Below are 25370 nucleotides of genomic sequence, written 5' to 3' on the forward strand. Positions count from 1 at the left end.
ATAAGCTAAAAATTAGGATCAAGTTTTAAGCGATTGCCAATTCCTCCTGCACCAGTTCTGTCTTTTTTATCGGATCTTTTAATTTGTTGAAATGTAATACAGCGAAATAAATGAATATGGTAGGGCCGTCCACGCTCATCAACCACCCGTTGTGCGATAAAGCGTTTAACGAGAGCGCTATAAAAGTGAAAAATATCGCCACATAAATTGCGCTGCTTTTCTTTTTTATGTTTTTAATGGTTTGCCAAAACAACCGGAGTGTTTTATAATATACTCCCCACAGTATGCCAAGTCCCAAAAACGGCCCGAGCACAGTAATGAACATCAGGTAAGCGTTGTGCGATGACAGGCCGAATGTAAACAAGGGATTGCGATAAGTTACCTCATCCCAGGTTTTGCCGTAAAATATGAGGCCGAATGGATAGTCGGCATATATTTTAAGATTTTCAGCTGCCATATCGGCCCTGTTAAAATCATTGGCTTCCTTAGCCTGATTTTTGGATAAGATGTTGTTTTTCTCATCCATGTTGTCCTTTAATACATAAGTATAGAGCCCGAAACATATAATTACAGTGGCTGCAACCAGGAAAACCGCTTTATAGCGATAATAAATAAACAGGAACAAGGTTACAGCTGCACCAAAGCTTATAAATGCCGATCGGTTCATGCCGAGGTAAATGCAAATGATGCCGGCTGCTAAAACTAAAAATCTTACTATAACATATTGGTTAGTAGTGCATGAAGCAATAAAAGCAAAAGTGCTGATTGCTACCACCTGGTAACCGAAGTTAAACTGTGTTACAGCCAAACCTGCAGGGCTTTGTTTTACTGGTTCGCCTAATAACATGCTCCTGATGGGATCAATGGTGCTTGCCATGCTATGATCTAATATCATGATACCCATAGAACCTGCCAACAGGATAAAAAACATCAATATGGATGAGTAGTAGCGTGTTTTGTTTGAACCTACAAAATAATTAAAGTACAGCGAACAAGGTATTACGGTAAGCTGTATGGCAAAAAAGGTGATATAATTGCTTAAGCCAACTACCTGATACAGGAAGGTTCCTACCAATATAAGTATCAGCTCATTGTAATAGCCGAAGTCCAACAGTGGCTTTTGCACGAAGAATAACAGCATGCAGAAAATTACAGGCGCAGGTATCCTCAAACTATCTGTCATGAAAATGCCAAAAGCAAGTGTGTACAGATAGAAGAACATTAAACTATAAAAGAGCGTTTTTTTAAGCAGCATGATAAAATGATACTGATATACTATTGGAAAATTCGTTTTATGGTAGATAGTATTATTTTGACATCCATTAAAATGCCCTGGTTGTCAATGTATTCGAGGTTTTTGCTGATTTTTGACGGTACTATCACCCTGATATACATATCTTCGGGATCTTCGCTGCCAGCCAGGATATCATTTTCGTCGAAGTACTTGATCGATGCCCAATCCGTTACACCCGGTTTAACACTTAGCACCCGCAACTGGGCCGGGGTATACAGGTTTACATATTTGCGTACTTCGGGGCGGGGGCCAACAAAGCTCATATCGCCTACGAGTACATTTAGCAATTGCGGCAGCTCGTCAAGTTTATATTTCCTGAGCCAGTAGCCTACGCCGGTAATCCGGTAATCTTTACTACCTATGGTTAGCAGTCCGGCCCTGTCCGAGTTTACAAACATGGTCCTGAACTTGAACAGGTAAAACTCATTGCCATCTTTACCAACCCTGGCTTGTTTATAAAACGCGCTCCCTCTTGAGTTAATTTTAATAGCAATGGCTATCAGTAGAAACAGGGGCGACAAAAAAATCAGCGCCAAAAATGAAAAGCTGATATCAAAAAGCCGTTTAAGCATGATGGTATTTATAATTCAACTTTTACGGGTTCTTTACACACTTCCAATACAGCATTAACCGAATTGATGACGGTTGCAATAATGAAATCTATCTGCTCATTGGTAAGTTGCGGATAAATAGGCAGGGAGATTTCGTTGGCATAAAGCGCGTATGCTGATGGGTATTGAGAAATCTCATATCCCAGATCTTTAAATAGTGTTAGCATGGGCAGCGGGGTAAAGTGCACGTTGGCCATGATCCCTTCTGCCATGATCATATCCATGATCTGATCGCGCTGAGCTTCTGTTATGCCTTTGATCCGGAGAGCGAACAGGTGATAAGATGATTCTCTTTGCTCATTTTTTAATGCCGGTTCAATAAACCAATCCATGGCTTTAAAGCTTTCGCAATATATTGCAGCTACACGTTTGCGCATAGGGAGCAGCTTATCGTCGTAGTTTTTGAGTTGGCCGAGACCTATTGCCGCGCAAATGTCGGGCATATTGATCTTGAGGCCCATAAACAGAATATCATATTTCCAGCCGCCGCCGTTTGATTTGGTAAAAGCATCTTTGGTTTGACCATTAAGCGTATAAAGCTTTAAATATTTGTACTCGTCAGCCGCATTAAAATTGGCTGGCAGGTTAATGCAGATGCAACCACCTTCGGCAGTAGTAACATTTTTTACTGCGTGAAAGGAAAAAATCGAAACATCGCTATACTTGGCAGCCGGTAGTTCATTTATGGTTGCGCCTATAGAGTGTGCCGCGTCCGAAATTAAGAGGATCCTGCCTAAAAGTTGTTGTTTGGGGCTTTCAGGAGCAAAGAGTTTTTTAGTTTCCGGCGTGTTGATAATAGCTTGTAATTGTTCATAGTCGCAAGGCCAGCCTGCTATATCAACCGCGATAATTGCTTTGGTTTTTGGGGTTATGGCTTTGGCTACGGCTGTTGCCGAAATACAGCATTCGTTATCAACATCAACAATAACGGGTGTGGCCCCGCAGTGCAGTACGCTTAATGCGGTAGCGCAATAGGTATAAGCAGGAATAATAACTTCGTCGCCCGCTTTTACTCCAAACCATTTCAGCATTAGTATAGCACCTGATGTCCAGGAGTTTACGCAAACAGCCGCGTCTGAAGCAGTAAGTTGCTTCATTTGCTGTTCAAGAGCGGCTACTTTCGGTCCCGTGGTTATCCAACCGGAAGTAAGGGTATCCATTACCTCGTTTATAACAGCCTGGTCAATGTAGGGTGGCGCAAATGAAATTTTCATATCGGGTTTAAATAGGTTTAGTTTCCGGCAGGGATGCGTTCCATAAAAGCAAGTGCTTTTTGAGCATAATCGCGTGCTAATCTTTTATAAATGCAGTATTTTTCAAAAATGGCATTTGCCAGGGTGTAGTTTGAAAAATCCAAATTATCCAGTGATACAAAAAGCTGATGGTTTTTTTCAATAAAAGCTTCAAGCTCATTGAATGTCCTGGCCGAACAGGTTTCGGGATGATAATTGAATGTCCAGGTGTATTTTGTTTTTTTCTCAACTTCTGATAATTGAACGGGCACCCAATTAAAACCGAACCTTACATAAGGCGATCTGAGCAATCCGTCGCTTATTATTTTAATATTAGTGTACTCCTGTAAAGCCAACAGTGTATTGCGATCGAACGTGTGCGCCGGGGCTATAAAAACAGAAGGATGAACATTTTCGCGCCTGAAGATTTGCGCAGCCTTCCTTATCTTTTCTTTTTGGGTTTCTAAAGGTACACCGGCAAACTCCGACCGGTTGTTCATTTTAAGGAGGCCGGAGTTATGATTGATGTAGTAATGATCAAAGCCGTGCATTCCTATCACATAGTTTTTATCCTGAAGCTCGCGTACCAGTTGCCAGTAATAGGGGTTGAAATTACCGCAGGCCTGGAGTTTAGGATCCCTGTTGGCGGGTATAACTGCTATAATAGGTTTTATGCCATGTCTGTCAAATAAGTTAAAGAAACGATCCCATTTGGCGAGATTGTTTGTTGGGCACAAATCATCTAAACGAATTAAATATTGTAACATATTTTAGTAATAGGGGGTTACAAAGCTGGTTGGCTGCTGGTGATCTGAGCTGTTATGGCCGATGTAGCAGCATGTTTTTTGATCAGGGCTTCCCATTCGCCCAATATTTTATCGGGATGATTGGTTTGTGATATAATGCGGGCTTTACTGCCGAGTTCGTCCCTTAAAACCTGATCGCCGGCAAGGCGTAACATAGAATCGCTCAAACCTTTTATAGAGCCATTTGCCACCAATATGCCATTTTCGTTATTGGCAATAATTTCGGCAGGGCCAAAGTTGCAGTCAAAAGCAACAGAGGGGCAACCAAAACTCATAGCTTCAACCAATGCGTTAGGGTAACCTTCATTGCGCGATGGCAGTACATATATTTCGGCCTGGCTGTAATAGTCCTGCAGGTTGTTCCGGCTGCCTGGTAACAGTACGCGGTCCTTCAAACCAAGTTTGGCAATCTGTTCTATCAGGGTCGCGCGTTCTTCGCCGTCGCCAACAACTATCAGATCAATATCCTCAAGGCCTGTTTTTGCATAAGCATCAATAAGGATATCAAAACCTTTTACATAAGCCAGACGACCAACGCCTAAAATAAACCTGCGGTTGTGTACTTTTTTGTCTGAAGCAGGTTGAAAAATGGTAACCGAATTTGTGATACGATCAATATTGCTAAGACTTTTAAAATCCCTGTCTTTCAGCAAACACTCTTCAACACCCTTAGCGCTTACAACAACTGCTGCCGCCCTTTTATAAAGGAATAAAGCCAGATGTTTATGCAAATAAGTGAAACTGTTAACACTCCTGTCTGGCGATGTACGTTCAGAAACAATGTAAGGTACACGAGTTAATGTACAGGTGATCCCGCTCCAGATATTAGCCGATGTAATAAACGATAAAGTACATACAGGTCTTAGGATTCGGAGTAGTTTTATAAGTTTATAAAAAGTTTCTGTTATATGATACACCCGGTCTACAAATCTGCTTTTCTGCCTATCTGTTAGATAATATACCTTAACATCATTGTCGATTTCATATGCCGGAACATCATTGTTCAACGAAATAAGTACCGACTGAAAGTTGTTTCTATTAAAGTAATTAGCGAGCGATATTATAACTCTTTCTGCCCCGCCACCTTTCAGTGAGGGGATAATAAAAAACAGAACGGGTTTTGATAAGGGGGCGGCTGGTATGTTCATGTTTGTGTTAAATGCGCTTGCAGTTATAACAGGTATTTTAATGTATCGTAAGCTTTACGGAACCGTTTGTTTTGTAATTCAAAAAGCAGATACCGTTTAATATAAAGCAGTAACAGTTTTTTTTTGGAGATGGCAGAGTAGGTGAAATTTTTGATGATCAGGTTAAAATCGCTGATCACCATTTCCATACGCACTCTGGTATTGATCATGCTCCAAATACCGCCTTTATGATTACGATAACAACTCATCACCTCGGGTATTACATAAATTTTGCCGCCGGTACGCTGAGTGGCCCATAGTTTAAACATTTTGTCGCCGGCGTAACATTCAAAAAACCAAGGTGTAGAAAATAGCTTTATGGTTTCGGCAGTGTTCCGGTATACTACGGTTGCTGTTTTTGTTTCTTCCTGTTTCCCGGCCAATAGATCGGTATAAGTATGTACCAGTGGTTTGGGATTGGGGTGTACATAAAGTATTTCATTGTTGATGTTTATTACCTTATGATAATGGCAGCAGATAACAAAGTCTGCATTGTTCTCTAAAAAATCAACCTGCTTTTGCAGCTTATACTCATTTGTCCAGTAGTCGTCGCCTTCGCAAAGTGCTACGTATTTACCCTTACAATGTGCAATGCAATTAATTAAATTTTTATGGGGCCCCGAGTTGGTAGGGGTGGAGATCAGCTTGATCCTGCCCGGATAGGTTTCTGAATAAAATTTAATTATTGATTGTGTTTTATCCGATGAGCAATCGTCGCCAATGATGATGTCAAACTTAAAGTTGGTTTTTTGCATCAAGAAGCTTCTGATGGCTTCGGCTATAAATTTCTCGTGGTTGTAAGTAATACAACAGATACTCACCATTACCTCTTCATCAATCATACAGATCCATTTACGTTCACGGCTGTCACGTTTATTTCAGATTCAATTTTATCGGTAACCAGGGAGCCAAAATGTTTTGGTTTAACGTTGTTATCAAAATTCTGCGCGCGAAGCAATAACCTGCAAATAAGATCAAGATCGGAAAGGGAAAGGGTATGGTATAAGGGCAAACAAACTATTCTTGATGCAATGGAATCGCAAACAGGCATAGGCTGGTTCTTTACGTATGGCAATGATGACAGCGAAGGATAAAAATACCGCCTGCAATAAATCTGGGCCAGTTCAAGCTTTGCTTTGCTTTGGTGCATCAGCGCTTCACTTTCAAAAATAATAGGGAAGTAAGCGTAGTTGTAATCCTGCTCATTTTCAAGTTTCTGGAACTGGACGTTCAGGTTGCTTAAACGCTGCAGATATTGCTCATACAGGTATTTCCTTTTCTTAAGTATTTCATCAACATGACGTAGGTTGCACAGGCCCATTGCCGCATGAAATTCGCTGTTTTTTGCGTTGATCCCTTCCTCAGAGAAGGTGTCCACTCCCGAATAACCGAAGTTACGCATCAGGGCCATGGTCCTTAATAATTCCGGATCCTGGGTAAACACGGCGCCACCCTCAATAGTATGGTATAATTTTGTTGAGTGAAAGCTGGTTACACTGATATCGCCGTATTCAAACACCGAGCGGTTTTTATAAAATGTACCAAAGCAATGTGCAGCATCGTATATTACTTTTAAGTTATGCTTATCAGCAATAGCTTGTATGGCTGTAATATCGCAGGGGTTCCCAAAAACGTGTGTTGCTAATATTGCTGTAGTTCTTGGTGTGATTGCCGCTTCGATCTTAGACGGATCGATGTTCAGCGTGCCCGGATCAATATCTACAAATACCGGCTCGCAGCCTTGCCATACAATAGTGCTTGTTGTAGCAACAAATGAAAATGGCGTTGTGATAATTTCCCCGCTTATGTTAAGTGCTTTAATAGCCAGCTGTAATGCTATTGTTCCATTTGTAACAAACAGCATATGGCTTACACCCAGGTATTGCTTTAGCTTTAACTCGAGTGTGTTTACAAGCGGGCCATTGTTGGTGAGCCATTGTCTTTCCCAGATACTTTTTACGTAAGCTCTGAATTCCTTTTCTGAAGGGAGAAATGGTTTGGTTACAGGAATCATCGTTTTAGGATTAATTGGTTAAAGTCTTTAATAGCAGATAGCTTAATTAATAAACTGGCTCCATAGTAAACCGCGGTAAATACTATGAGTAATATGCCAATTTGCATAGTAGGGATGAAAAAATCATTGATCAGGAGCTTATCAAGAAAATAACAGCATAGGCCTATGCTGCCGGCTAATGCTACTGTAGGCAAAATATCCTTTATCTGTTCGGTTACAGGGTAATTAATTAAACGCCCGCTGTAAATGGAATTAATGTAATAGGCAATCACATTAAAAAATAGCTGGAAATACAGCAGCCCATAAATGCCGAAGGGGATAAAGCACAGGATACCGATGACACTTAAAACTTTTTTGACAACTTCTAATTTTAAAAACAACGCGCTTTGCCCCATTACTTTTAGCACATTTAAATTGTATGAGTGCAGCGGGTACATGATGCCTCCTATACATAATAACTGGAAAATCGGAACAGCGGGCAACCATTTGTCTGTTAATAAAATGTGAAATAGTGGTTTAGCAATGATACACAGCATAATGAGTATCGGTGCATTCCAGAATACCACCTGCTGCATAAGCCGTTTATAAACGTTTTTTAACTGTACCGGATCGTTTGATATCTCCGCGAACATGGGGTAAGTAACCTTATTTATAGCTGCCGATATATTGCTGATAGGCAGTTGGCTTATCGAGTCGGCCCGACTATAGTAGCCAAGCTGGGTTGCCGAAAAGAACTTACCGATTATGATCAGGTATAAGTTTTGATAAATAGTATCAATTAAACCCGATAGCGTCATTTTGTAACCAAAATGGATATGCTTCTTAAAGCACGCTTTATCAAATATCAATGCCGGCCGCCAGTCTGAAGTGATCCAGTGTAAAGCTGTTGATAAAAAGGAGGTGCACAACCCCATCCAAACCAAGCTCCAAACGCCATAGCCTAATTCTGCCAGTATAATGCCTAATATGCCGCCGCCAATTGCCGAAGGGATTTGAATGTTGGTTTGTTTTTTAAACTTCAAATCTTTGACCAGCAGGGTGCTTTGTACCCCAAAAAACGCGTTTATGATTAAAATTAAAGTGTATACGCGTACTACTGAAGTTAACAACGGCTGATGGTAAAAAGCGGCGATAAGCGGTGCCGTTAAAAAAAGCAATAAATACAGGATGCTGCTGCCAATGAGGTTAAAATAAAAAACGGTTGAATAATCGCGCTGATTGGCATCGGTTGTGCGGATCAGCGATGCTGTTAAGCCACCATCCAAAAGGCTGTTGCCTACTGAAATGAAAAGCGACAGCATAGCCAGCAAACCAAATTGTGATGGTTCCAGGATCCTGGCAAGGAATATGGATATTCCAAAGCTTACTACTTTTGAACTTAGTTGCTGCCACAAGGCCCATACTATGCCTGATACGGCTCTTTGTTTGTAGTCCATGATGTTTAAAGCCGGGCGTTAGCAACATTTTCTGGTAAAAATGCCTTCAAATCGTATAGTGCAGCATTTGGTTTGCAAAGCGCTTTCACATCCAGTTCTTTAAACTCATCGTGGGCAACTGCAAGTAAAACACCATCATAGGTACGGGTTTTTGACTCGCCGTTTTCGCAGATGATACCATACTCTTTTTTTGCATGCTCTGCGTTGGCCCACGGATCATGGATATGCACTTTTACTTTGTACTCTCTCAGTCGTTTGACGATATCAATTACGCGGGTATTCCTTACGTCAGGGCAGTTTTCTTTAAAGGTGAACCCAAGTATCAGCACTTCGGCATCAGTTACTGAAGTGCCCCGGCAAATCATTTGTTTAATAAACTGATCGGCAACGTAAGCTCCCATCGAGTCGTTAATGCGACGACCGGCCAGAATAATTTCGGGATGGTAACCTGCTTCCTGGGCTTTTTGGGCCAGGTAATAAGGGTCAACGCCAATGCAGTGACCGCCTACCAGACCCGGCCTGAAATTCAGGAAGTTCCATTTGGTACCTGCTGCTTCCAATACCTTATGGGTATCGATGCCTAACTTATTGAAAATCATAGCTAATTCGTTAACGAAGGCAATGTTAATGTCACGTTGCGCGTTTTCAATTACTTTGGCTGCTTCCGCTACTTTAATAGAATGAGCCTTGAAGGTGCCCGCTGTAATAACCGATTGATAAAGCTTGTCAATTGTTTCTGCAGCTTCGGGAGTTGAACCGGAAGTGATCTTCCTGATTTTTGACACGGTATGCAGCTTATCGCCAGGATTGATCCTTTCTGGCGAATAACCAGCAAAAAAGTCGACATTAAAGGTTAAGCCCGATACTTTTTCCAGTATAGGCATACACTCATCTTCTGTTACTCCGGGGTATACGGTAGATTCGTAAACTACAATATCATCCTTTTTTAAAACCTTGCCTACCACGCGGCTGGCACTAATTAATGGGGAAAGGTCGGGGCGGTTGTTTTTATCAACCGGGGTGGGCACTGTTACAATGTAAATAGAACATTGCCTTAATTTTTCAACTTCATCGGTAACGTATAAACCTGTGGCGGTTGTGCAAACAGGGGTAATTACCGCGTTTAATTGTTCGGAGTCTATCTCCAGGGTATGGTCGATACCCGATTTGAGCTCATTAATGCGATTCACATTAATGTCGAAGCCAATGACCTTGTATTTTTTTGCAAATTCAACTGCCAGGGGCAGGCCTACATAACCAAGACCGATGATGCCTAATTTAGGTTGGTAATTCTCAATTTTCATGATTTTCGCTGATGTTATGAACTGATAAGTTTTGGATTGAAACTCGTGTTACTAAGGCACAATTAATGGTTTCAAAAACCATCAATACATTTTTGCCCTGAATCTGCAGCACTTTACCCATCTGGTTTACAAGGGCGCCACCTTTTATTGTTACAGTATCGCCAATGCATAAATTCTGGAGACTAACAATCTCCATATCTTTATAGCGTATAAGGTTCGCCCTGATCTCGTCAATAACATTGTCCCTAACTATGGCAGGTTTGCCCATGTAATAAACAAAACCTAATACGCCCATGATATAAAGCGCCCGCGATTGCTCGTAGGCGTCAACATGAACAAATACATAGGAGCTAAACAGTGGGACGCTGATCTCCTTCTTCCGGTCGGACCATTGGTTTACTACGTCCCTCACAGGGCAGTAGCATTCGATGCCGCTTTGTTTTAAAAGCTTGTCCACCTTTTTTTCCCATCGGGGCTTGGTGTAAATTACAAGCCATTTTTTTTCACGATAGTTTGTCATGCGAAGTTGTGATACTCTTGATTGGGTTTCCATAAAGTGAATAAAGTTGGATCGGGTACTTAAGGCCTACTATAGCTTCGCCAACTCACTCACATTGCAGGGGTGATGATGTTGTGCAGAAGTACGGTAGTTGAAAATTATTGGCCTGGTTGCTTCAATTATTAGCTGCAACTCTGGTTGGTTGTGGCTCCGCCAATCCAGTCACATGGTTAGGCGGTTGTTGAAATAATCGAACTGAAGGTTTATAATATTCGCCGGTTTTACCCGGGTTGTTTTGTTTGTCGCAGTTGCAACTTGCGTTGGCTGCGGCTCCGCCAATCCAGTCACATGGTTAGGCGGTTTGTGAAAAATATCGGACTAACGGCTAAAATATTCTCCAATTTTTACCTGGTGTTTTAATTTGTCTCAGCTAAAACTTGCGTTGGCTGTGGCTCCGCCAATCCAGTCACATGGTTAGGCGGGTGGTAAAAAATGGTCGAACTATCGGTTTATAATATTCCTCCGGTTTTGCCCCGGGGTGCTTCTTCAAAACATCTGCAACTTACGTCGCTTGTGGCTCCGCCAATCCAGTCACATGGAGCCTTGGCATTTAAATAAAAACAGTCAAACTAAATTTGATACAAATTGCATCAGCTTTATGCTATCGTTAAAAGGCTGCTATCAGCTACCATAGGCCGATGCATATCCATAACTGCCATAGGCATAAGCCGTGCGGTTTTCTTTTTTCGCATCGTTAAACACTACCATAACATTATTTAGTTTTTTATTATCATAAATATCTCTCAGGATACTTAATTGCTCTGTATTGGTATAGTTATATCGTACAATGTAAATGCTCAGCTCTGCATATTTTGCCAAGCTAAAAGCATCGGCAACAGCGCCAACCGGCGAAGTATCAAGCACGATATAATCAAACTCGGTTTTACACCATTTGAAAAGCAGGTCGAGCCGTTTATCTGATAAAAGTTCGGCCGGGTTTATGGTCTTGGTTCCGCTGCCCATCACAAACAGATTTTCAGATTCACTATATGACTGCACGCAGTCGGCCGGAGAATTGGTATTACCGGTTAAGAAATCGTTTATACCAAGGCTTTGCTCCAGGTTGATGTTTTTAAGCAGATCGGGCTTACGTAAATCAAACTCCATGATCAGCACCCGTTTATTGAGCATAGCAAGCGTTAGGCCGAGGTTAATACTGAAGAAGGTTTTACCTTCACCTTTCATAGACGATGTAACCAGTATGGTTTTGTGCTGTGTGCCCTGGTTTAGGAAGCCAATGTTGCTCCTGATATACCTGAACAGTTCTGAAATATTGGTATTGCTTCCGTTTGATATAACCACCGAGTTTTTGTCTTCGTTGTTGTGGCATAGCTCGCCTAATATTTTTACGCCCTGTATATTCAGTAGGCTGGACTGATCTTTAATTTTTACGCTGAGTTTATCTTTCATGAAGATGAAAATACCCGGTGTAAATAAGCCTGCTATGATTGCGAATAGATAGGTAAGCTGTGTTTTAGGAAATTCGGCTGTTGGATTAGCGGCAGGCTTATCAATCAATTGTGATGACGGAATTGTAGCTGATAAAGACAATGCTGTTTCTTCCCTTTTTTGGAGAAGGTATTGGTATAAATTGGTTTTTACACCTTGTTCCCTGCTGCGTTGTAAAAGCCCGCGTTCAATTGACGGAACAGAGCGGATCCGGGAATCATACTGTGCAGAATTATCACTAAGTAATTTATGGCTGATAGCAAACCCTTTTTTAATGTTTTGAAGGTTTTCCAAAATATTAATACGTAACGCGGATATCTGGTTACTTAGGTTTTGCACAAGCGGGTTCTCAAGATTAGCACTGGTAAGCATACGGTTGCGCTCCAATTGCAAGTCGTTGAAACGGCTAACCAACGTATTTAATGAGGGGTCTTTTAATCCCATGGTGCTGGGTACCGCATTATATTGATTAGCCGAGCTTTTTAAATAAGTTTCAATAGATTTTATTATACCTAATTGTGTGTTTGCTTCTTCAATTAACTGGTTATACTCGGCAGATTTTGTAATGTTTACCTGTGTACTTGCATTGATCTCTGCAGCACCGTTATGTTGTTTAAAGGTTTCGATATCGCCCTCGGTAAATGACAGGTCGTGTTCCAGATCGTTTAACCTTTTATCGATAAACAATATGGTATTTACCGCAGTAACGTTTTTCTTAACAACATTTTCGGCGTTGTAAGTTGATATGATGTTGTTCAAAATATCGACACCTCTTTCAGGTACGGCATCAACCAGGCTTAACGTTAATGTATTTGATTCTTTAATAACCGGATTAACTTGCAGTAACCCTGCACTATATGACGAGGCCAGATTGGTAAGGTTTTTAAATTGAATTAGTATTGGAGTTTCGCTATCAATGCGTGCCGGGCCTTTTTCTACTTTGAACGAATAATCTTTATGCCTGATCATCTGGTTATAGCTGTAGATCCAGGACTTGTTTTCATCCTTAAGCACGAACTTATCCTGTGTATATGGTTGTAGGTACAGTTTTTTTGCATACCCAATTTTGCTGATCTGGTTTATGGTGACAGTAAAAGGCCGCTCAGTTCCGTAAAGCTCCTTTGTGGTAAATCCACTTTCGTCAAAAAATGAAGTTTCCATATGGAGTTTTGATAGGACCTTGTATATGAGGTCTTTTGATCGTAGAACTTCCATCTCATTGTCTACGGTTTTAGTTTCCTGGAACATATTCAGGTCGCTGAACGCGGTAGCTTTTAAAATACCGTCGCCCTTTTTATCGTCAGGTATCTGGAGGGTACTTGTTATTTTGTATAGGGGGGTAACATAGTTTAAGTAAGTCCATGCGGCAGCTATGCAGACAACCATACTGATCAGGAATAAATACCAGCCGCTTAAATAAGGCGTAAGATTGTTCCTGAATTTGTTGCCTGGTAGAGGCTCTCTCAAAATAAAATTGTTATCCATATCACCAATGTTAGGTATCACTAAAACTGTATTTTATCTTCTTAAAAGTACTGCTGCCAATACAGCCAGGGCTGATATTGATGCTACTACTATAGGTGCCAGGCGTGTGTTCTGGCTATATTCAACTGCTTTTGATTTATCAGGTTCCACGTAAACAATGTCATTTTGTTTAAGGTTGAAATAAGGCGAATCCATTGATTCAACTCTGTTGAGGTTAAGGCGGTTCATTGTCTTGTGCCCGTTTTCGGTACGGATCACCAGCACGTTGTCCCTTTTTCCGTAAACTGTCATATCGCCTGCCATTCCTAATGCTTCAAGTAAGTTTACATTTTCATCGGTTATCACAAATGTTGATGGTTTGTTAACTTCGCCAATCACACTTATTTTAAAGTTTAGAAGCTGGATATCAACTACGGGGCTTTTAACGAAGGCTGATAGCCTTTTTGCAACTTCGGCCTGGGCTTCTTCAATAGTTTGCCCTTCTATTTTATAATCGCCTATGAGCGGTAAATTCACAATGCCATTTTCATTTACTTTGTATCCGCTGCGGGCTGAGGCATTGCCTGTTGTCGCATTTTTGTTTCCGTTAAAAAGTAAATTTGATTCGGGATTTAAGCTATTAACAGTTACGCTTAGAATGTCTTTCTGATGAATAACTACCGCCCCGCCCATGTTATTATTTACTGCACCTGTGTTAGCCATGTTACTGAAATAAACGAGGTCACGTTTAGCGGCACATCCGGTCATTAACAGTAAGGCTGCAAGAAAACAGTATGTATTAAAATTTTTCATCTCAATAGTTTAGAAGGTTAGGAAACTGGTTTCAACTGGTTTAATTGATTAATCAAATTTATCTATTTGGGTATTGATAGTATACGATTTTGGGCGATTGCCGCTTTTTTGTAAACCTGTATCTTAACCTTTACAGAACCTGTAAAGTGCCTTTGCAGGCATGTGTAAAGGGTTGAGAAAAAAGTGTCTTTTTGTGGTTTTTTTGACCACATTTTTCATGCAACTGGGTTACAACACAGGGAAATTTTAAATAAAAAAAGCAGGCTTAAGCCTGCTTTTTTTACGGATTGTTTGGTTAATTAATATGAATTATTCTACTGTAACAGACTTAGCCAGGTTACGTGGCTGGTCAACATTGCAACCTCGTTTCACAGCTATGTGATATGATAACAGCTGTAAAGGGATGGTAGCCAAAAGCGGCAAGAATGCTTCGTCGGCGTCTGGTATTTCAATGCAGTAATCGGCCATGTTTTTTACCTTAACATCGCCCTGTGTAACAATAGCTATCACTATTCCTTTGCGGGCCTTAACTTCCTGGATATTGCTGATCACTTTTTCGTACGATGAGTTTTTGGTGGCGATGAAAATCACCGGCATTTGCTCGTCAATCAGCGCGATAGGGCCGTGCTTCATTTCGGCGGCAGGGTAGCCTTCGGCATGGATGTAGGAGATCTCTTTTAATTTTAAAGCTCCTTCCAACGCTACCGGAAAACCAAATCCACGACCTAAAAACAGGCAGTTGGGCGCATCTTTTATTTTAGTTGCAATGCCTTCAATCAAGTCGTTATCCTGTAGCAGCAATTGGATCTTATCGGGTATGGTATCAAGTTCGGTTAGCATATTGGTGAGCTTGGCAGGCGTTAAAGTGCCTTTATGCTGTGCTATATATAAAGCTATTAAAGTTAAAACGGTAACCTGTGCAGTAAAGGCCTTTGTTGACGCTACGCCAATTTCGGGGCCGGCATGGGTGTAAACCCCGGCATCGGTTACACGCGGAATTGATGCCCCAACAACGTTGCAAATTCCCAGAATTGTTGCGCCCCGTTCTTTCGCAATTTCAATGGCGGCTAATGTATCGGCGGTTTCGCCCGATTGCGATACGGCCAACACAATATCCTTGTCGGTGATTATAGGGTTGCGATACCTGAATTCAGATGCATATTCAACCTCTACCTTAATGCGTCCGTACTCTTCAATAAGATATTCGCCTGTGAGGCCGGCATGCCATGAGGTACCGCAGGCAATGATGATGATCCGCTCCGCGTTTTTAAGCTTATCGGTATATTGTTTAATACCACCCAACTCCACTTTGCCCTCGAGCGGGAAAATGCGACCGCGCATACAATCCCGCACAGATCGTGGCTGCTCGAAGATTTCCTTCATCATGAAGTGTTCAAAACCGCCTTTTTCCAATGATTCAAGCTTTAACTCCAACTCCTGGATCAATGGGGTTTGCTCCACATTGTCCAGTTTTTTTATCAGGAGCCCGTCGGGTTTAACAAGTACAATTTCGTTGTCTTTTAAATACACCACGTTTTTGGTGTATTCAATAATAGGGGTAGCGTCTGAGGCAATAAAATACTCGCCATGTCCAACGCCTATAACTAATGGGCTACCTTTGCGGGCGGCGATGAGCCGGTCGGGATTTTCCCTGTCCAGTATAACTATGGCATAAGCACCTATCACGGTATTTAATGCTAAGCGTACGGCTTCCAGCAAATCTGTTTGTTCGATGTTCTGGATTTCCTCAATAAGGTGGATCAGGATTTCGGTATCTGTTTCGCTTTTAAAAGTGTGCCCGCGGGCCAGAAGCTCTTCTTTTAGGATCAGGTAGTTTTCAATGATACCGTTGTGAATAATGTGCAAACGGTTGTCATTTGAGCTGTGTGGGTGCGAGTTTGCATCAGAAGGGGCTCCGTGTGTAGCCCACCTGGTATGCCCTATGGCAACCCGGCCACTTTTGTCCTTATCAGCAGTATACTCTTCAAGGCAAGCTACCTTCCCGGTTTTTTTATATACATTGAAACCTTCATCATTAATGATAGCAATACCGGCACTATCATAACCACGATATTCTAATCGTTTGAGGCCGTTTAACACAACCGGCCACGCATCTCTCGATCCGATGTAACCAACAATTCCGCACATAGTTTTAGGGCTTTAAATGGTAAATAAGTTTTTTGTTACTTGGTAAGTAAAATTATTTATTTGACTATCAATAAAGTAAGGCCTATGGCTTATTGACCGGAAATTGTAAATCTGTCAGAATTTTACACGATTAATCTGTAAAAGGATATAAATTACTTTACATTTTGGGTTGATTGCCTGTAATTACAGGCTTATTGGGAAGATAATCTGCAGCCTCGAATGAGCCGTTCATACCGATTTACCACTAACCTGATGATCGATCAGTTGGTGATACTATCAGCCCTGAAGCTGTAGATATGGTATATGATTTGTCCTTTAGGTTAAATTATTGTTATAAAATTAACAATAGATTTACATAGGGCGGGTTCTTTTGTAGAAGTTAATCAATCACAGATCAAATGAAAAAACAATTATTCAGCGTCATCGCGGCATCTGCGGTGATCCTTTCTTCCTGCCATGACGATAATAAAATAAATCCATTCAGCTACCCAGATATGGCCGAAGCGCAAAACCCGGCTATACTTTTTACCACTGCCGACGGTGTAAAGGTGTATAATGGTGGTTTCGGCTCGGCAGTTGCTGCAGATCCCAATCAGAAAGATGTATTTTACCTGCTTACAGACCGCGGCTCTAACGTTGCCGGGCAAACTGCAAATTCAATCATCATCGGTAAACCCGATTTCGATCCACAGATAGGCAAATTCAGGTTAGTAGAGGGTAAACTGATTCTGGAACAAACCATAGAACTTAAAAATGCTAATGGTGGGAAACTGAATGGCTTGCCGAACCCTGCCGGCATGGGTGCTTCAGGCGAGGTTCCTTTTGATCTTAGCGGCAACCAGTTAGCGGCCAGTGCCGATGGTATTGATTCGGAAGGCCTGGTATTAGCTGCCGATGGTACTTTTTGGATTAGCGATGAGTACGGGCCGCATATTGTACATTTTGATGCCAGCGGTAAAACCATTGAGCGCATCAACCCTTACGGCTCAGGAACAGGTGGCCGTAAAATTCCCGCGGTGTTTGCTACACGCAGGGCCAATAGGGGTATGGAAGGTTTGGCTATTACGCCAGACGGTAAAACACTGGTTGGCATGATGCAATCGCCAATGTATAACCCGTCTAAAGCAAAAGTTGCCAACTCCACTGTATTACGGATCCTGACTTTTGATATTGCTTCAGGTGCTACAAAACAATACGCTTATGTTATGGACAACGTTTCGTTAACAGGTGTAAGTGATATTACCGCTGTTAATGCCACAACATTTTTAACTGTTGAACGCGATGGTAATTTTGGCGGCGCGCCAACCAATCCTGCCACATTTAAAAAAGTGTTTAAGATTGATTTGAGCAATGCTTCTGATATTTCTGACCCGGCAAACGGCGCCAACGGTAAACTATATAATGGTAAAACCGTTGAGGAGCTTAATGACGAAGCCGGTTTGAAAGCGGCCGGTATTACCCCGGTTACTAAAACGCAGGTACTTGATCTGTTGAAAGATCTGCCAACCGTTTATCCGCATGATAAAGCCGAAGGTTTGGCTTTACTTCCGGGTAATATACTTGCTATATCTAATGATGACGACTTCGGTGTTATTGACAATGGTAAGAATGGTTTTGCAGCTAAAATTTTGCCTGCTACCAACACTGTCGACCGTAACAGGATCTATTTTGTAAAGCTTAAATAACAGCCCGTAAAATCAAAATATTGCTAAGCCTTCCGGTTATACCGGAGGGCTTTTTTATTGCTGACAGTAGGGATGGTGTGTGGAGGAACCACTTGGGTTAAAAACTTATTTTATTGTTAAAATAACATTTATTGAATAGTTCGATTTTAACAATGGCAGATATTATTTTATCATCTAAACGATAAAATCTTGGCCTGTTATTGATTTTTTATTTTTTAATTGTTTGATAATTAGATTTTTATAAAGTTATTTGCCGTTTTTTTTATTGTGTTAAATTAGTACAAAAAACCACTCATATTGTATTACAATCGATTGTAACACGGAAGCTACATTTACTTAGCATAAAATCATATCTCAATAATTGTCAAAAAGTGATTTTATGTAACAAACCAATTTTAACAATTTAAAGTAAAATGTATGAGAGGAAAACTACACATCAAAAACGTTGTGGCCTTCATCTGTTTAAACTTATCGCTTGCGCTGATAAGTTTTTCAGGTTATGCTCAAAGTAAACAGGTAACCGGAAAAATCACCGGCTCAGATAACGGGCTGCCTTTACCGGGTGTTACCGTTAAGGTAAAAGGAGGCACACAAGCCGTAGGTTCAAAACCTGATGGTACTTACGCAATAACCGCCGGCAGCAACGAAACACTTGTTTTTAGCTTTATTGGTTTCACAAATCAGGAGGTTGCGATAAATGGGAGATCGGTTATAAACGTATCATTAGTGCCCGACAATAAAACCCTTACCGAGGTTGTAGTTGTGGGTTATGGTACCACCAAACGTAAAGATTTAACAGGTTCGGTGAGTTCGGTTACGGCAGATCAAATTGCTAAAGTTCCTGTTACTGCGCTTGATCAGGCTTTACAAGGCCGTTCGTCGGGCGTACAGGTTACCAATAATGATGGCGCGCCGGGCGGTGGCGTTAGCGTACAGATCAGGGGTATTGGTAGTTTGGGCAATAATGATCCTTTATATGTAGTGGATGGTTACCCTATTACAGGCGGCCTGAACAATATCAACCCAAATGATATTGCTTCAATGGATGTGTTGAAAGATGCATCGGCTACTGCTATTTATGGTGTAAGGGCATCAAACGGTGTTGTTATCATCACAACCAAAAAAGGAAAAAAAGACGGCGTGCAGGTGTCATTAGATGCTTATGCTTCATTGCAGTCTGAACCTAAAAAATATAAAGTACTTAACGCGCAACAGTGGGCTACCCTGGCAAATGAAGTGCACGCTGCCGAAGGCTTTACTGAACTGCCTGAATGGAGTAATCCTTCAGCTTTGCATAATGTGGATTGGCAGGATGCCGTATACCGTCAGGGCTTGAAACAAGATTATAACCTTGCCATCCGTGGGGGAAATGATAAAATTCAATCAGCTTTTTCAGCAGGTTATTATGATCAGAAAGGTATTGTACTTGGTTCGTTCTTTAAAAGGATCAACCTGGGTATGAATATCGATTACAATATCAGCAGCTGGTTAAAATCATCAACAAGTGCTAAATTCTCAAGGCAAAATACCAAAAATCCATTCGGAACAGGTTCGTTGGCGCAATTGAGTGAGTTGATCCCAACGCTTGATGGCGGTAATAAACTTACCAGCGAAATTAAAGATTCAAAAGGTAATTATGGTTTCTTTAACCCGGTAAACATCTACACCAAAAGCTGGAATAACCCTGTTTATTCTATCGAAACACAGGATATCAAAAACTTACAGAACTACTTCTTAGGTTCAACATCGTTGGAGGCAACAATATTTGACGGGTTGAAAATCAAAAGTAATTTAGGTATCAACACCAGTGATTTTTCCGGTTATTATTTTCAGCCTGAAGATAACAGGTCAAGCGAGCAATATAATTTAGGTGGTGCAAATCAGCTGAGCGTTTACTCGCAAAATGCAAGCAATACATTTGAGTGGCTTTGGGAAAATACTATATCGTATAGCAAAACATTTGGCAAACATGCTATTGATTTTGTAGGTGGTGTATCTGAGCAGGAAAACACCGGCAGGCAGATTGGTGGCAGCGGTAATAACCTGCCAAGTAACTCCATCAGAGATTTAAGCCAGGTGCAAAATCTTGTTGCTTACGGCGGTCAGCAAACCTACTCGCTGGCATCACAGTTTGCAAGGTTAAACTATAAGTTTGCCGATAAATATTTGCTTACAGCTACTGTAAGGCGCGATGGTTCATCTAAATTTTACACCGGCCATAAATACGGTACTTTCCCTTCTGGTTCAGTAGCCTGGAAAGCTAAAGAGGAATCGTTTTTGAAGGATGTTAACTGGCTTTCTGATTTGAAATTCCGTGGCAGCTATGGTATGGTTGGTAATCAGTCAAGCATTGGCCTGTTCCAGTATTTAGCTCGTTACACCTCTGGTGGTCCGGCTACTTCGGGTTCAAACGTTGGTTATCCTTTTGGCAAAATCTATCAGAGCGGGTTAGCACTTACCAACCTTGATAACGTTAACTTAAAATGGGAAACATCCAAACAAACCGATGTCGGTATGGATATCGCTTTCCTGAACAACAGCTTAACCTTAACGGTTGATTATTATAAAAAAGACTCGAAAGATTTCTTGTTAAACCTGCTTACTCCTGCACAAACCGGCTTTACATCGGCAACACAAAATGCCGGCAGTATTAGCAATAAAGGCTTTGAGTTTGCTTTAAACTACAGGCATACCATCAGAGATTTTAATTACGGCTTAGGGCTAAACATCACTACCGTAAGCAACAAGTTGGTTAGCATAAATAAGAACACTCAATTTATTACCAACCTGGTTAACCTGCCGCTTCCGGCAAATGGCTGGTCAACATTTAGCGAAACCAATATCGGTCAGCCGGTAGGTGAGTTTTATGGTTACCAATCATTGGGCATATTCCAAAACCAGGCCGAGATTGACGCGCTGAATGCAAAATCGCCTACAGGCCACTACCAGGTAGCTACTACCCAACCTGGTGATCGTAAGTTCAAAGATATCAACGGCGACGGCCAGATCACGGCTGATGACCGTACCAGTTTAGGAAGCCCGATCCCTAAATTTTATGGAGGCTTCAATATCGACCTTTCATACAAAGCCTTTGATTTTAACGCGTTCTTTTACGGCAGCTATGGCAATAAAATCTTCAATTACCAGGAGCGTAACCTGGAAAGCTTCCAGGCGCCGGGCTTTGTTGGAGTTGAAAACGTTAGCCAGCAGTATTATGAAAACCGCTGGACGCCAACTAACCCGTCAAATCGTTTTGCAAGGGCTACCTACAATGATGACGTTAGCGCAAATAACGTTGCATCAAGCGTTTATGTTGAAAACGGCAGTTACCTGCGTTTAAGAAACGTTACATTCGGTTATACACTACCTGCGGCACTTACCAAAAAAATGAGTGTTACCAAAATAAGGTTTTATATAGCGGCTCAAAACCTGTTCACCATTACCAAGTACACCGGTCTTGATCCGGAAATAGGGCAGGCCACCGGTACCGATCCAATTACGGGCGCTACTATTACCAACCCAACAGGTTCAGGTATCGATTTAGGTACTTACCCTTCATCAAAGTTTTACACCTTAGGTTTAAATGTAACTTTCTAATTCAACATTTAACATAACAGTAAAGAAATGAAATTCAACAAGAAATATATATACGTACTTTCAGTTGGACTGGCAGTATTGCTTCCATTAAGCTGTAAGAAAAACTTTCTGGATCAAACCGATTCGCAGCATCCTACGGCGACAACTTTGTTTGATAAGCCTGCTGATGGCATAGCCCTTGTAAATGCAATCTATGATACCTATCAAAATGCCGACCTTTTAAAGAAATCACTTTGGTATTACGCAAATTTCCAATCGCATGATTTTTTCAACTGGGGTAACGACAGGTTTTATAATACCTATGCAATCCCATCAACCTTCGGCGCTATTGAGGTTTTCTGGACACGTGCCTATGTTGGTATAGCCCGTGCAAACTCGGCGCTGCCTATCATTGCAAAAATGAAGGCTGACGGTGTATTGACCGCCGCCCTTGCAGACAGGCTTACCGGTGAAATTTACTTTTTACGCGGTATGACCTACTATTACCTGGCGGCAAGCTTTGGTGGCGTTCCGTTAGAGTTAAAAGACGGCACCAACCAGGGTTTAACACCAAGAAGTACCCAGGATCAGGTATTTACCCAGGTAGTGTCTGACCTGACAGCTGCAGCTGGTTTGTTGCCATGGAAAGAAGCATTGGCAGATTCTGAAAAAGGCCGTGCTACCAAGGGTGCCGCCTTAGGTTATTTGGGTGCGGCGCAAATGTGGCTTAAAAAATATGCTGATGCTTTAGCTTCATATAATCAGCTAACCGGTAAGTATACGCTATTGCCCAACTTTATCGATGTACATGAATACGATAAGCAAAATAATGACGAGTCGCTTTTTGAAGTACAGTTTGATGTTGCCGGTACTCAAAGCTGGGGCGCAAGTAACGAGGTAGCCTGGATCAGCACCTTTGGTATGCCCGAAGAAGTAACCAACTTTGGTTATGATTACGCCAACTCGGCTTTAGCAAGTTCATTTCAGGATGGCGATTTGCGTAGGGTGGCAACTGTAATTGGCCCTGGTGACGAAAATCCAAGCCCTGGTATCAAAGCCCGTGGGGGTATTAAATCATATCCACTGGTTATATCTGGATTTGCCAGTACCGACCCGGCTATAAAGGCAAAATATACCGGCGATGACGGAAAGATCATTAACACTTGTGGTACAAAAACACGTCCATGGGTTGGTTCTGATAATACGCAGTTAAGAACCGGTTATTATAATGAAAAGTTTTGGCGTGATCCTACATTGGTGGGTAACTCTGGGGATCAAACCATATTTGGCGCTCAAAACCAGACCCTGTTACGTTTTGGTGAGGTATTACTAAGTAAAGCTGAATGCCAGGCGCGTACAGGCGATGCTGCAGGTGCTTTGGCTACGCTGAAACAAGTTCGCGACCGTGCTTTTGGCGGTTCGGCCCCTTTAATTTTTATTAGTGATGGCAAAGTGGTTACCGATCCTTTACAAATGGTTTACAGTGAATACAGGCACGAACTATCCGGCGAATACTCAACTTTTTATGATTTAAGAAGAGCCGGTGTAGCGACAGATTTTGTGAAGAACGTATACGGTATAACTATACCTACCGGCAGGGAGTTGTATCCAATCCCTCAGTTTGAGATAGGGCTTAATCCTAATTTGACTCAAAACCCAGGTTATTAATAAGGCCTGATTTAAGAAAGCGGGTTTCTTCCAACCGGAAGAAACCCGCTTTGTATTTTAAGCTTTGCTGATGAGGATAGTTAATAGCAGTTGATTGGACGGTAATGGAGCCTAAGATGTTGTAAATTAGATCAGAAGATGCCAGTAAAAATTAAATCAGGTATTGATAAAATATTATTCGTAATCGATTGCGTAAATTAATTATCTTGCGTTACAAATGTGAGGCTGACATTATCATTCGCCTCAACCAATAAACCATATTATAATTCAAAACCAATGCATTGCTTTAATCAATCTCCTAAACTCCCCAGCCGGAAAAAGTTTTGGATAGCTTGCGTGTGCTTGTTGGGTTGCCAGCAACTCATGGCGCAAAACGCTGTACCTCTTAATGATCTCTCTTTTTTCGATAATCCATCATCAAACTGGAAGGTAGCGGCCAATGGACAAGCCGATATCACGCAGGATGAAGTATTAACTACAAAAGATGGCAACGGGATACTGGTAAACCAGCCCGGTAAAAAGGGCGCAAAAGACCTGTTTACAAAAACGGTTTATGGTGATGCTGATCTTGAGCTTGATTATATGATGGCCAAAGGCTCTAACTCAGGTATCTATCTGCAGGGGCGTTATGAAATTCAGCTACTGGATAGCTGGGGAACAGTAAACCCAAAATCGGGAGATAATGGCGGTATTTATGAACGTTGGGACGATAGTAAACCAGAGGGGCAGCAAGGTTACGACGGTCATGCGCCACGGCAAAACGCCAGCCGCGCGCCGGGTTTATGGCAGCATATAAAAATTTCGTTCCAGGCACCTCGCTTTGATGGTAATGGCCAAAAGATCAGCAATGCTAAAGTACTTTATGTTTGGTTAAATGGCGTTTTGATTCAGGACAATGTGGAGCTTGCCGGGCCAACTCGTGGGGCTTTTGATAATAAGGAAGCAGCAACTGGTCCGCTGCGTTTACAGGGCGATCATGGGCCGGTAGCTTTCCGTAACATCAGGATCACCAATTACGATAGGCCGCATCCAACGCTTTCAAACCTCAAATATTGGGTTTATAAAGGCGGTGAAATAGCAGGCGATAGTTATAAAAAACTGAAACCTGAATCTGAAGGAACTTCGCCTGTATTATCATCAAACCAAAGCAAGCTTAATAATGATTTTTTAATTCGTTACACAGGTAATATCCAGATTAAAGAAGCGGGTGAGTACGCTTTTAAACTGAGCGTACCCGGTGGAAAGGGCGTATTTCGTGTTGGTGGCGCTGACGCGGTTGCTTTAACAGAAAATAGGGGCGAGGGGAAAATTCAATTGCAACCCGGGGATCATCCATTTGAACTACTCTATTCAAAAAACGTAGACTGGGCTAAACCGGCATTAGGGCTTACTGTAGCAGGCCCTGGTATACGTGAGTATCTGCTAAGCGATGCTAATGTAAGTAACAATGATCCTGTTGATCCTATATTGATTAATGCTACATCAAATACCATTTTGCGTAGTTTCTCCGATTTGCCGGGTGGTATCAGGGTTACACATGGCGTAAATGTGGGCAGTCCCGAGCTGTTACATTATACTTATGATTTGGATAAGGGAATGATCGTGGAGATCTGGCGCGGCGGCTTTTTAGATGCAACACCGATGTGGCATGACAGGGGCGATGGTTCATCGCGTCCTGCCGGCTCGGTTCAATATCTCGGTAAACCGGTGCCTGCCATTGAAAAGCTGAGCGATGCAAATGCCGCCTGGGCATTGGATACTGTCGGCACGGGATACAGGCCTAAAGGTTATGTTTTAAACGCCGATGATGTTCCTGCATTTAAATACAACATTTATGGCACTTCGGTAACTGATGCCAGCAGTGTGATGGATAAAGGACAGGGCATTCACCGGGAAGTAACCCTTGCAAATGCTGTTGATGGCCTGTTTTATCACCTCGCTTCAGGAAACATCGAAGCACTTGGCAACGGATTGTATGCCATTGATGATAAATCCTACTATATCCGTATTGATGACGCGGCGGGAGTAAAAGCGGTTGTTCGTGATGCAGGAGGGAAGCAGGAACTTATCATTCCCATCCAAAAGAAATTAACCTATTCTATCATTTTTTAAGCTGCCCACATC

The 25370-nt window shown here is 41.8% G+C and carries 17 protein-coding genes; 4 read left to right on the forward strand and 13 right to left on the reverse strand.

Annotated elements, in window-relative coordinates:
• Positions 1–25: 25 nt before the first annotated feature.
• The 13 genes from DUL71_RS06825 to glmS form a co-directional block, all read right to left on the reverse strand.
• Positions 26–1255, reverse strand: a complete 1230-nt coding sequence (locus DUL71_RS06825; protein WP_114937313.1) for an O-antigen ligase family protein — start codon at positions 1253–1255, stop codon at positions 26–28.
• A 20-nt stretch (positions 1256–1275) separates the two neighbouring features.
• Complete coding sequence (locus DUL71_RS06830) at positions 1276–1866, reverse strand: sugar transferase (RefSeq protein WP_114937314.1); 591 nt, start codon at positions 1864–1866, stop codon at positions 1276–1278.
• Positions 1867–1874: 8 nt separating this feature from the next.
• Positions 1875–3119 carry a DegT/DnrJ/EryC1/StrS family aminotransferase gene (locus DUL71_RS06835; RefSeq protein WP_114937315.1) on the reverse strand — a complete coding sequence of 415 codons (1245 nt, stop codon included), beginning with the start codon at positions 3117–3119 and terminating at the stop codon, positions 1875–1877.
• A gap of 17 nt (positions 3120–3136) precedes the next feature.
• Positions 3137–3904 carry a DUF2334 domain-containing protein gene (locus tag DUL71_RS06840; RefSeq protein WP_114937316.1) on the reverse strand — a complete coding sequence of 256 codons (768 nt, stop codon included), beginning with the start codon at positions 3902–3904 and terminating at the stop codon, positions 3137–3139.
• Positions 3905–3921: 17 nt separating this feature from the next.
• Positions 3922–5091 carry a glycosyltransferase family 4 protein gene (locus DUL71_RS06845; RefSeq protein WP_114937317.1) on the reverse strand — a complete coding sequence of 390 codons (1170 nt, stop codon included), beginning with the start codon at positions 5089–5091 and terminating at the stop codon, positions 3922–3924.
• Positions 5092–5114: 23 nt separating this feature from the next.
• Positions 5115–5972, reverse strand: a complete 858-nt coding sequence (locus DUL71_RS06850) for a glycosyltransferase family 2 protein (RefSeq protein WP_244228708.1) — start codon at positions 5970–5972, stop codon at positions 5115–5117.
• Positions 5969–7144, reverse strand: a complete 1176-nt coding sequence (locus DUL71_RS06855) for a DegT/DnrJ/EryC1/StrS family aminotransferase (protein WP_114937318.1) — start codon at positions 7142–7144, stop codon at positions 5969–5971. Before DUL71_RS06855 ends, DUL71_RS06850 begins: the two co-directional genes overlap by 4 nt.
• Positions 7141–8580 carry a lipopolysaccharide biosynthesis protein gene (locus DUL71_RS06860; RefSeq protein WP_114937319.1) on the reverse strand — a complete coding sequence of 480 codons (1440 nt, stop codon included), beginning with the start codon at positions 8578–8580 and terminating at the stop codon, positions 7141–7143. The genes DUL71_RS06855 and DUL71_RS06860 overlap by 4 nt, the downstream gene beginning before the upstream one ends.
• A gap of 5 nt (positions 8581–8585) precedes the next feature.
• A complete protein-coding gene (tviB, locus tag DUL71_RS06865; protein ID WP_279629786.1) occupies positions 8586–9884 on the reverse strand; it encodes a Vi polysaccharide biosynthesis UDP-N-acetylglucosamine C-6 dehydrogenase TviB in 1299 nt (432 codons plus the stop codon).
• Positions 9874–10437, reverse strand: a complete 564-nt coding sequence (locus DUL71_RS06870) for a UpxY family transcription antiterminator (protein ID WP_114937321.1) — start codon at positions 10435–10437, stop codon at positions 9874–9876. Before DUL71_RS06870 ends, tviB begins: the two co-directional genes overlap by 11 nt.
• A gap of 627 nt (positions 10438–11064) precedes the next feature.
• Entirely contained in the window at positions 11065–13377 is a 2313-nt protein-coding gene (locus DUL71_RS06875) for a GumC family protein (RefSeq protein ID WP_114937322.1), read from the reverse strand.
• Positions 13378–13410: 33 nt separating this feature from the next.
• A complete protein-coding gene (locus DUL71_RS06880; RefSeq protein WP_114937323.1) occupies positions 13411–14169 on the reverse strand; it encodes a polysaccharide biosynthesis/export family protein in 759 nt (252 codons plus the stop codon).
• A gap of 309 nt (positions 14170–14478) precedes the next feature.
• Complete coding sequence (gene glmS / locus DUL71_RS06885) at positions 14479–16317, reverse strand: glutamine--fructose-6-phosphate transaminase (isomerizing) (protein ID WP_114937324.1); 1839 nt, start codon at positions 16315–16317, stop codon at positions 14479–14481.
• Between the two features lie 398 nt (positions 16318–16715).
• Here glmS and DUL71_RS06890 point away from each other — a divergent pair, with 398 nt between their 5' ends.
• The 4 genes from DUL71_RS06890 (at position 16716) to DUL71_RS06905 (ending at position 25358) form a co-directional block, all read left to right on the forward strand.
• Positions 16716–18002 (forward strand): esterase-like activity of phytase family protein, encoded by a 1287-nt coding sequence (locus tag DUL71_RS06890; RefSeq protein ID WP_114937325.1) that lies wholly within the window; start codon positions 16716–16718, stop codon positions 18000–18002.
• Positions 18003–18419: 417 nt separating this feature from the next.
• Positions 18420–21599: a SusC/RagA family TonB-linked outer membrane protein gene (locus DUL71_RS06895; RefSeq protein WP_114937326.1), complete on the forward strand. Its 3180-nt coding sequence runs from the start codon at positions 18420–18422 to the stop codon at positions 21597–21599.
• Positions 21600–21626: 27 nt separating this feature from the next.
• Positions 21627–23246, forward strand: a complete 1620-nt coding sequence (locus DUL71_RS06900) for a RagB/SusD family nutrient uptake outer membrane protein (RefSeq protein ID WP_114937327.1) — start codon at positions 21627–21629, stop codon at positions 23244–23246.
• A gap of 363 nt (positions 23247–23609) precedes the next feature.
• Positions 23610–25358, forward strand: coding sequence for a 3-keto-alpha-glucoside-1,2-lyase-like domain-containing protein (locus DUL71_RS06905; protein ID WP_244228709.1), 1749 nt, complete (start codon positions 23610–23612; stop codon positions 25356–25358).
• Positions 25359–25370: the final 12 nt, after the last annotated feature.

Source organism: Mucilaginibacter endophyticus (assembly GCF_003351025.1).
Lineage (GTDB): Bacteria > Bacteroidota > Bacteroidia > Sphingobacteriales > Sphingobacteriaceae > Mucilaginibacter > Mucilaginibacter endophyticus.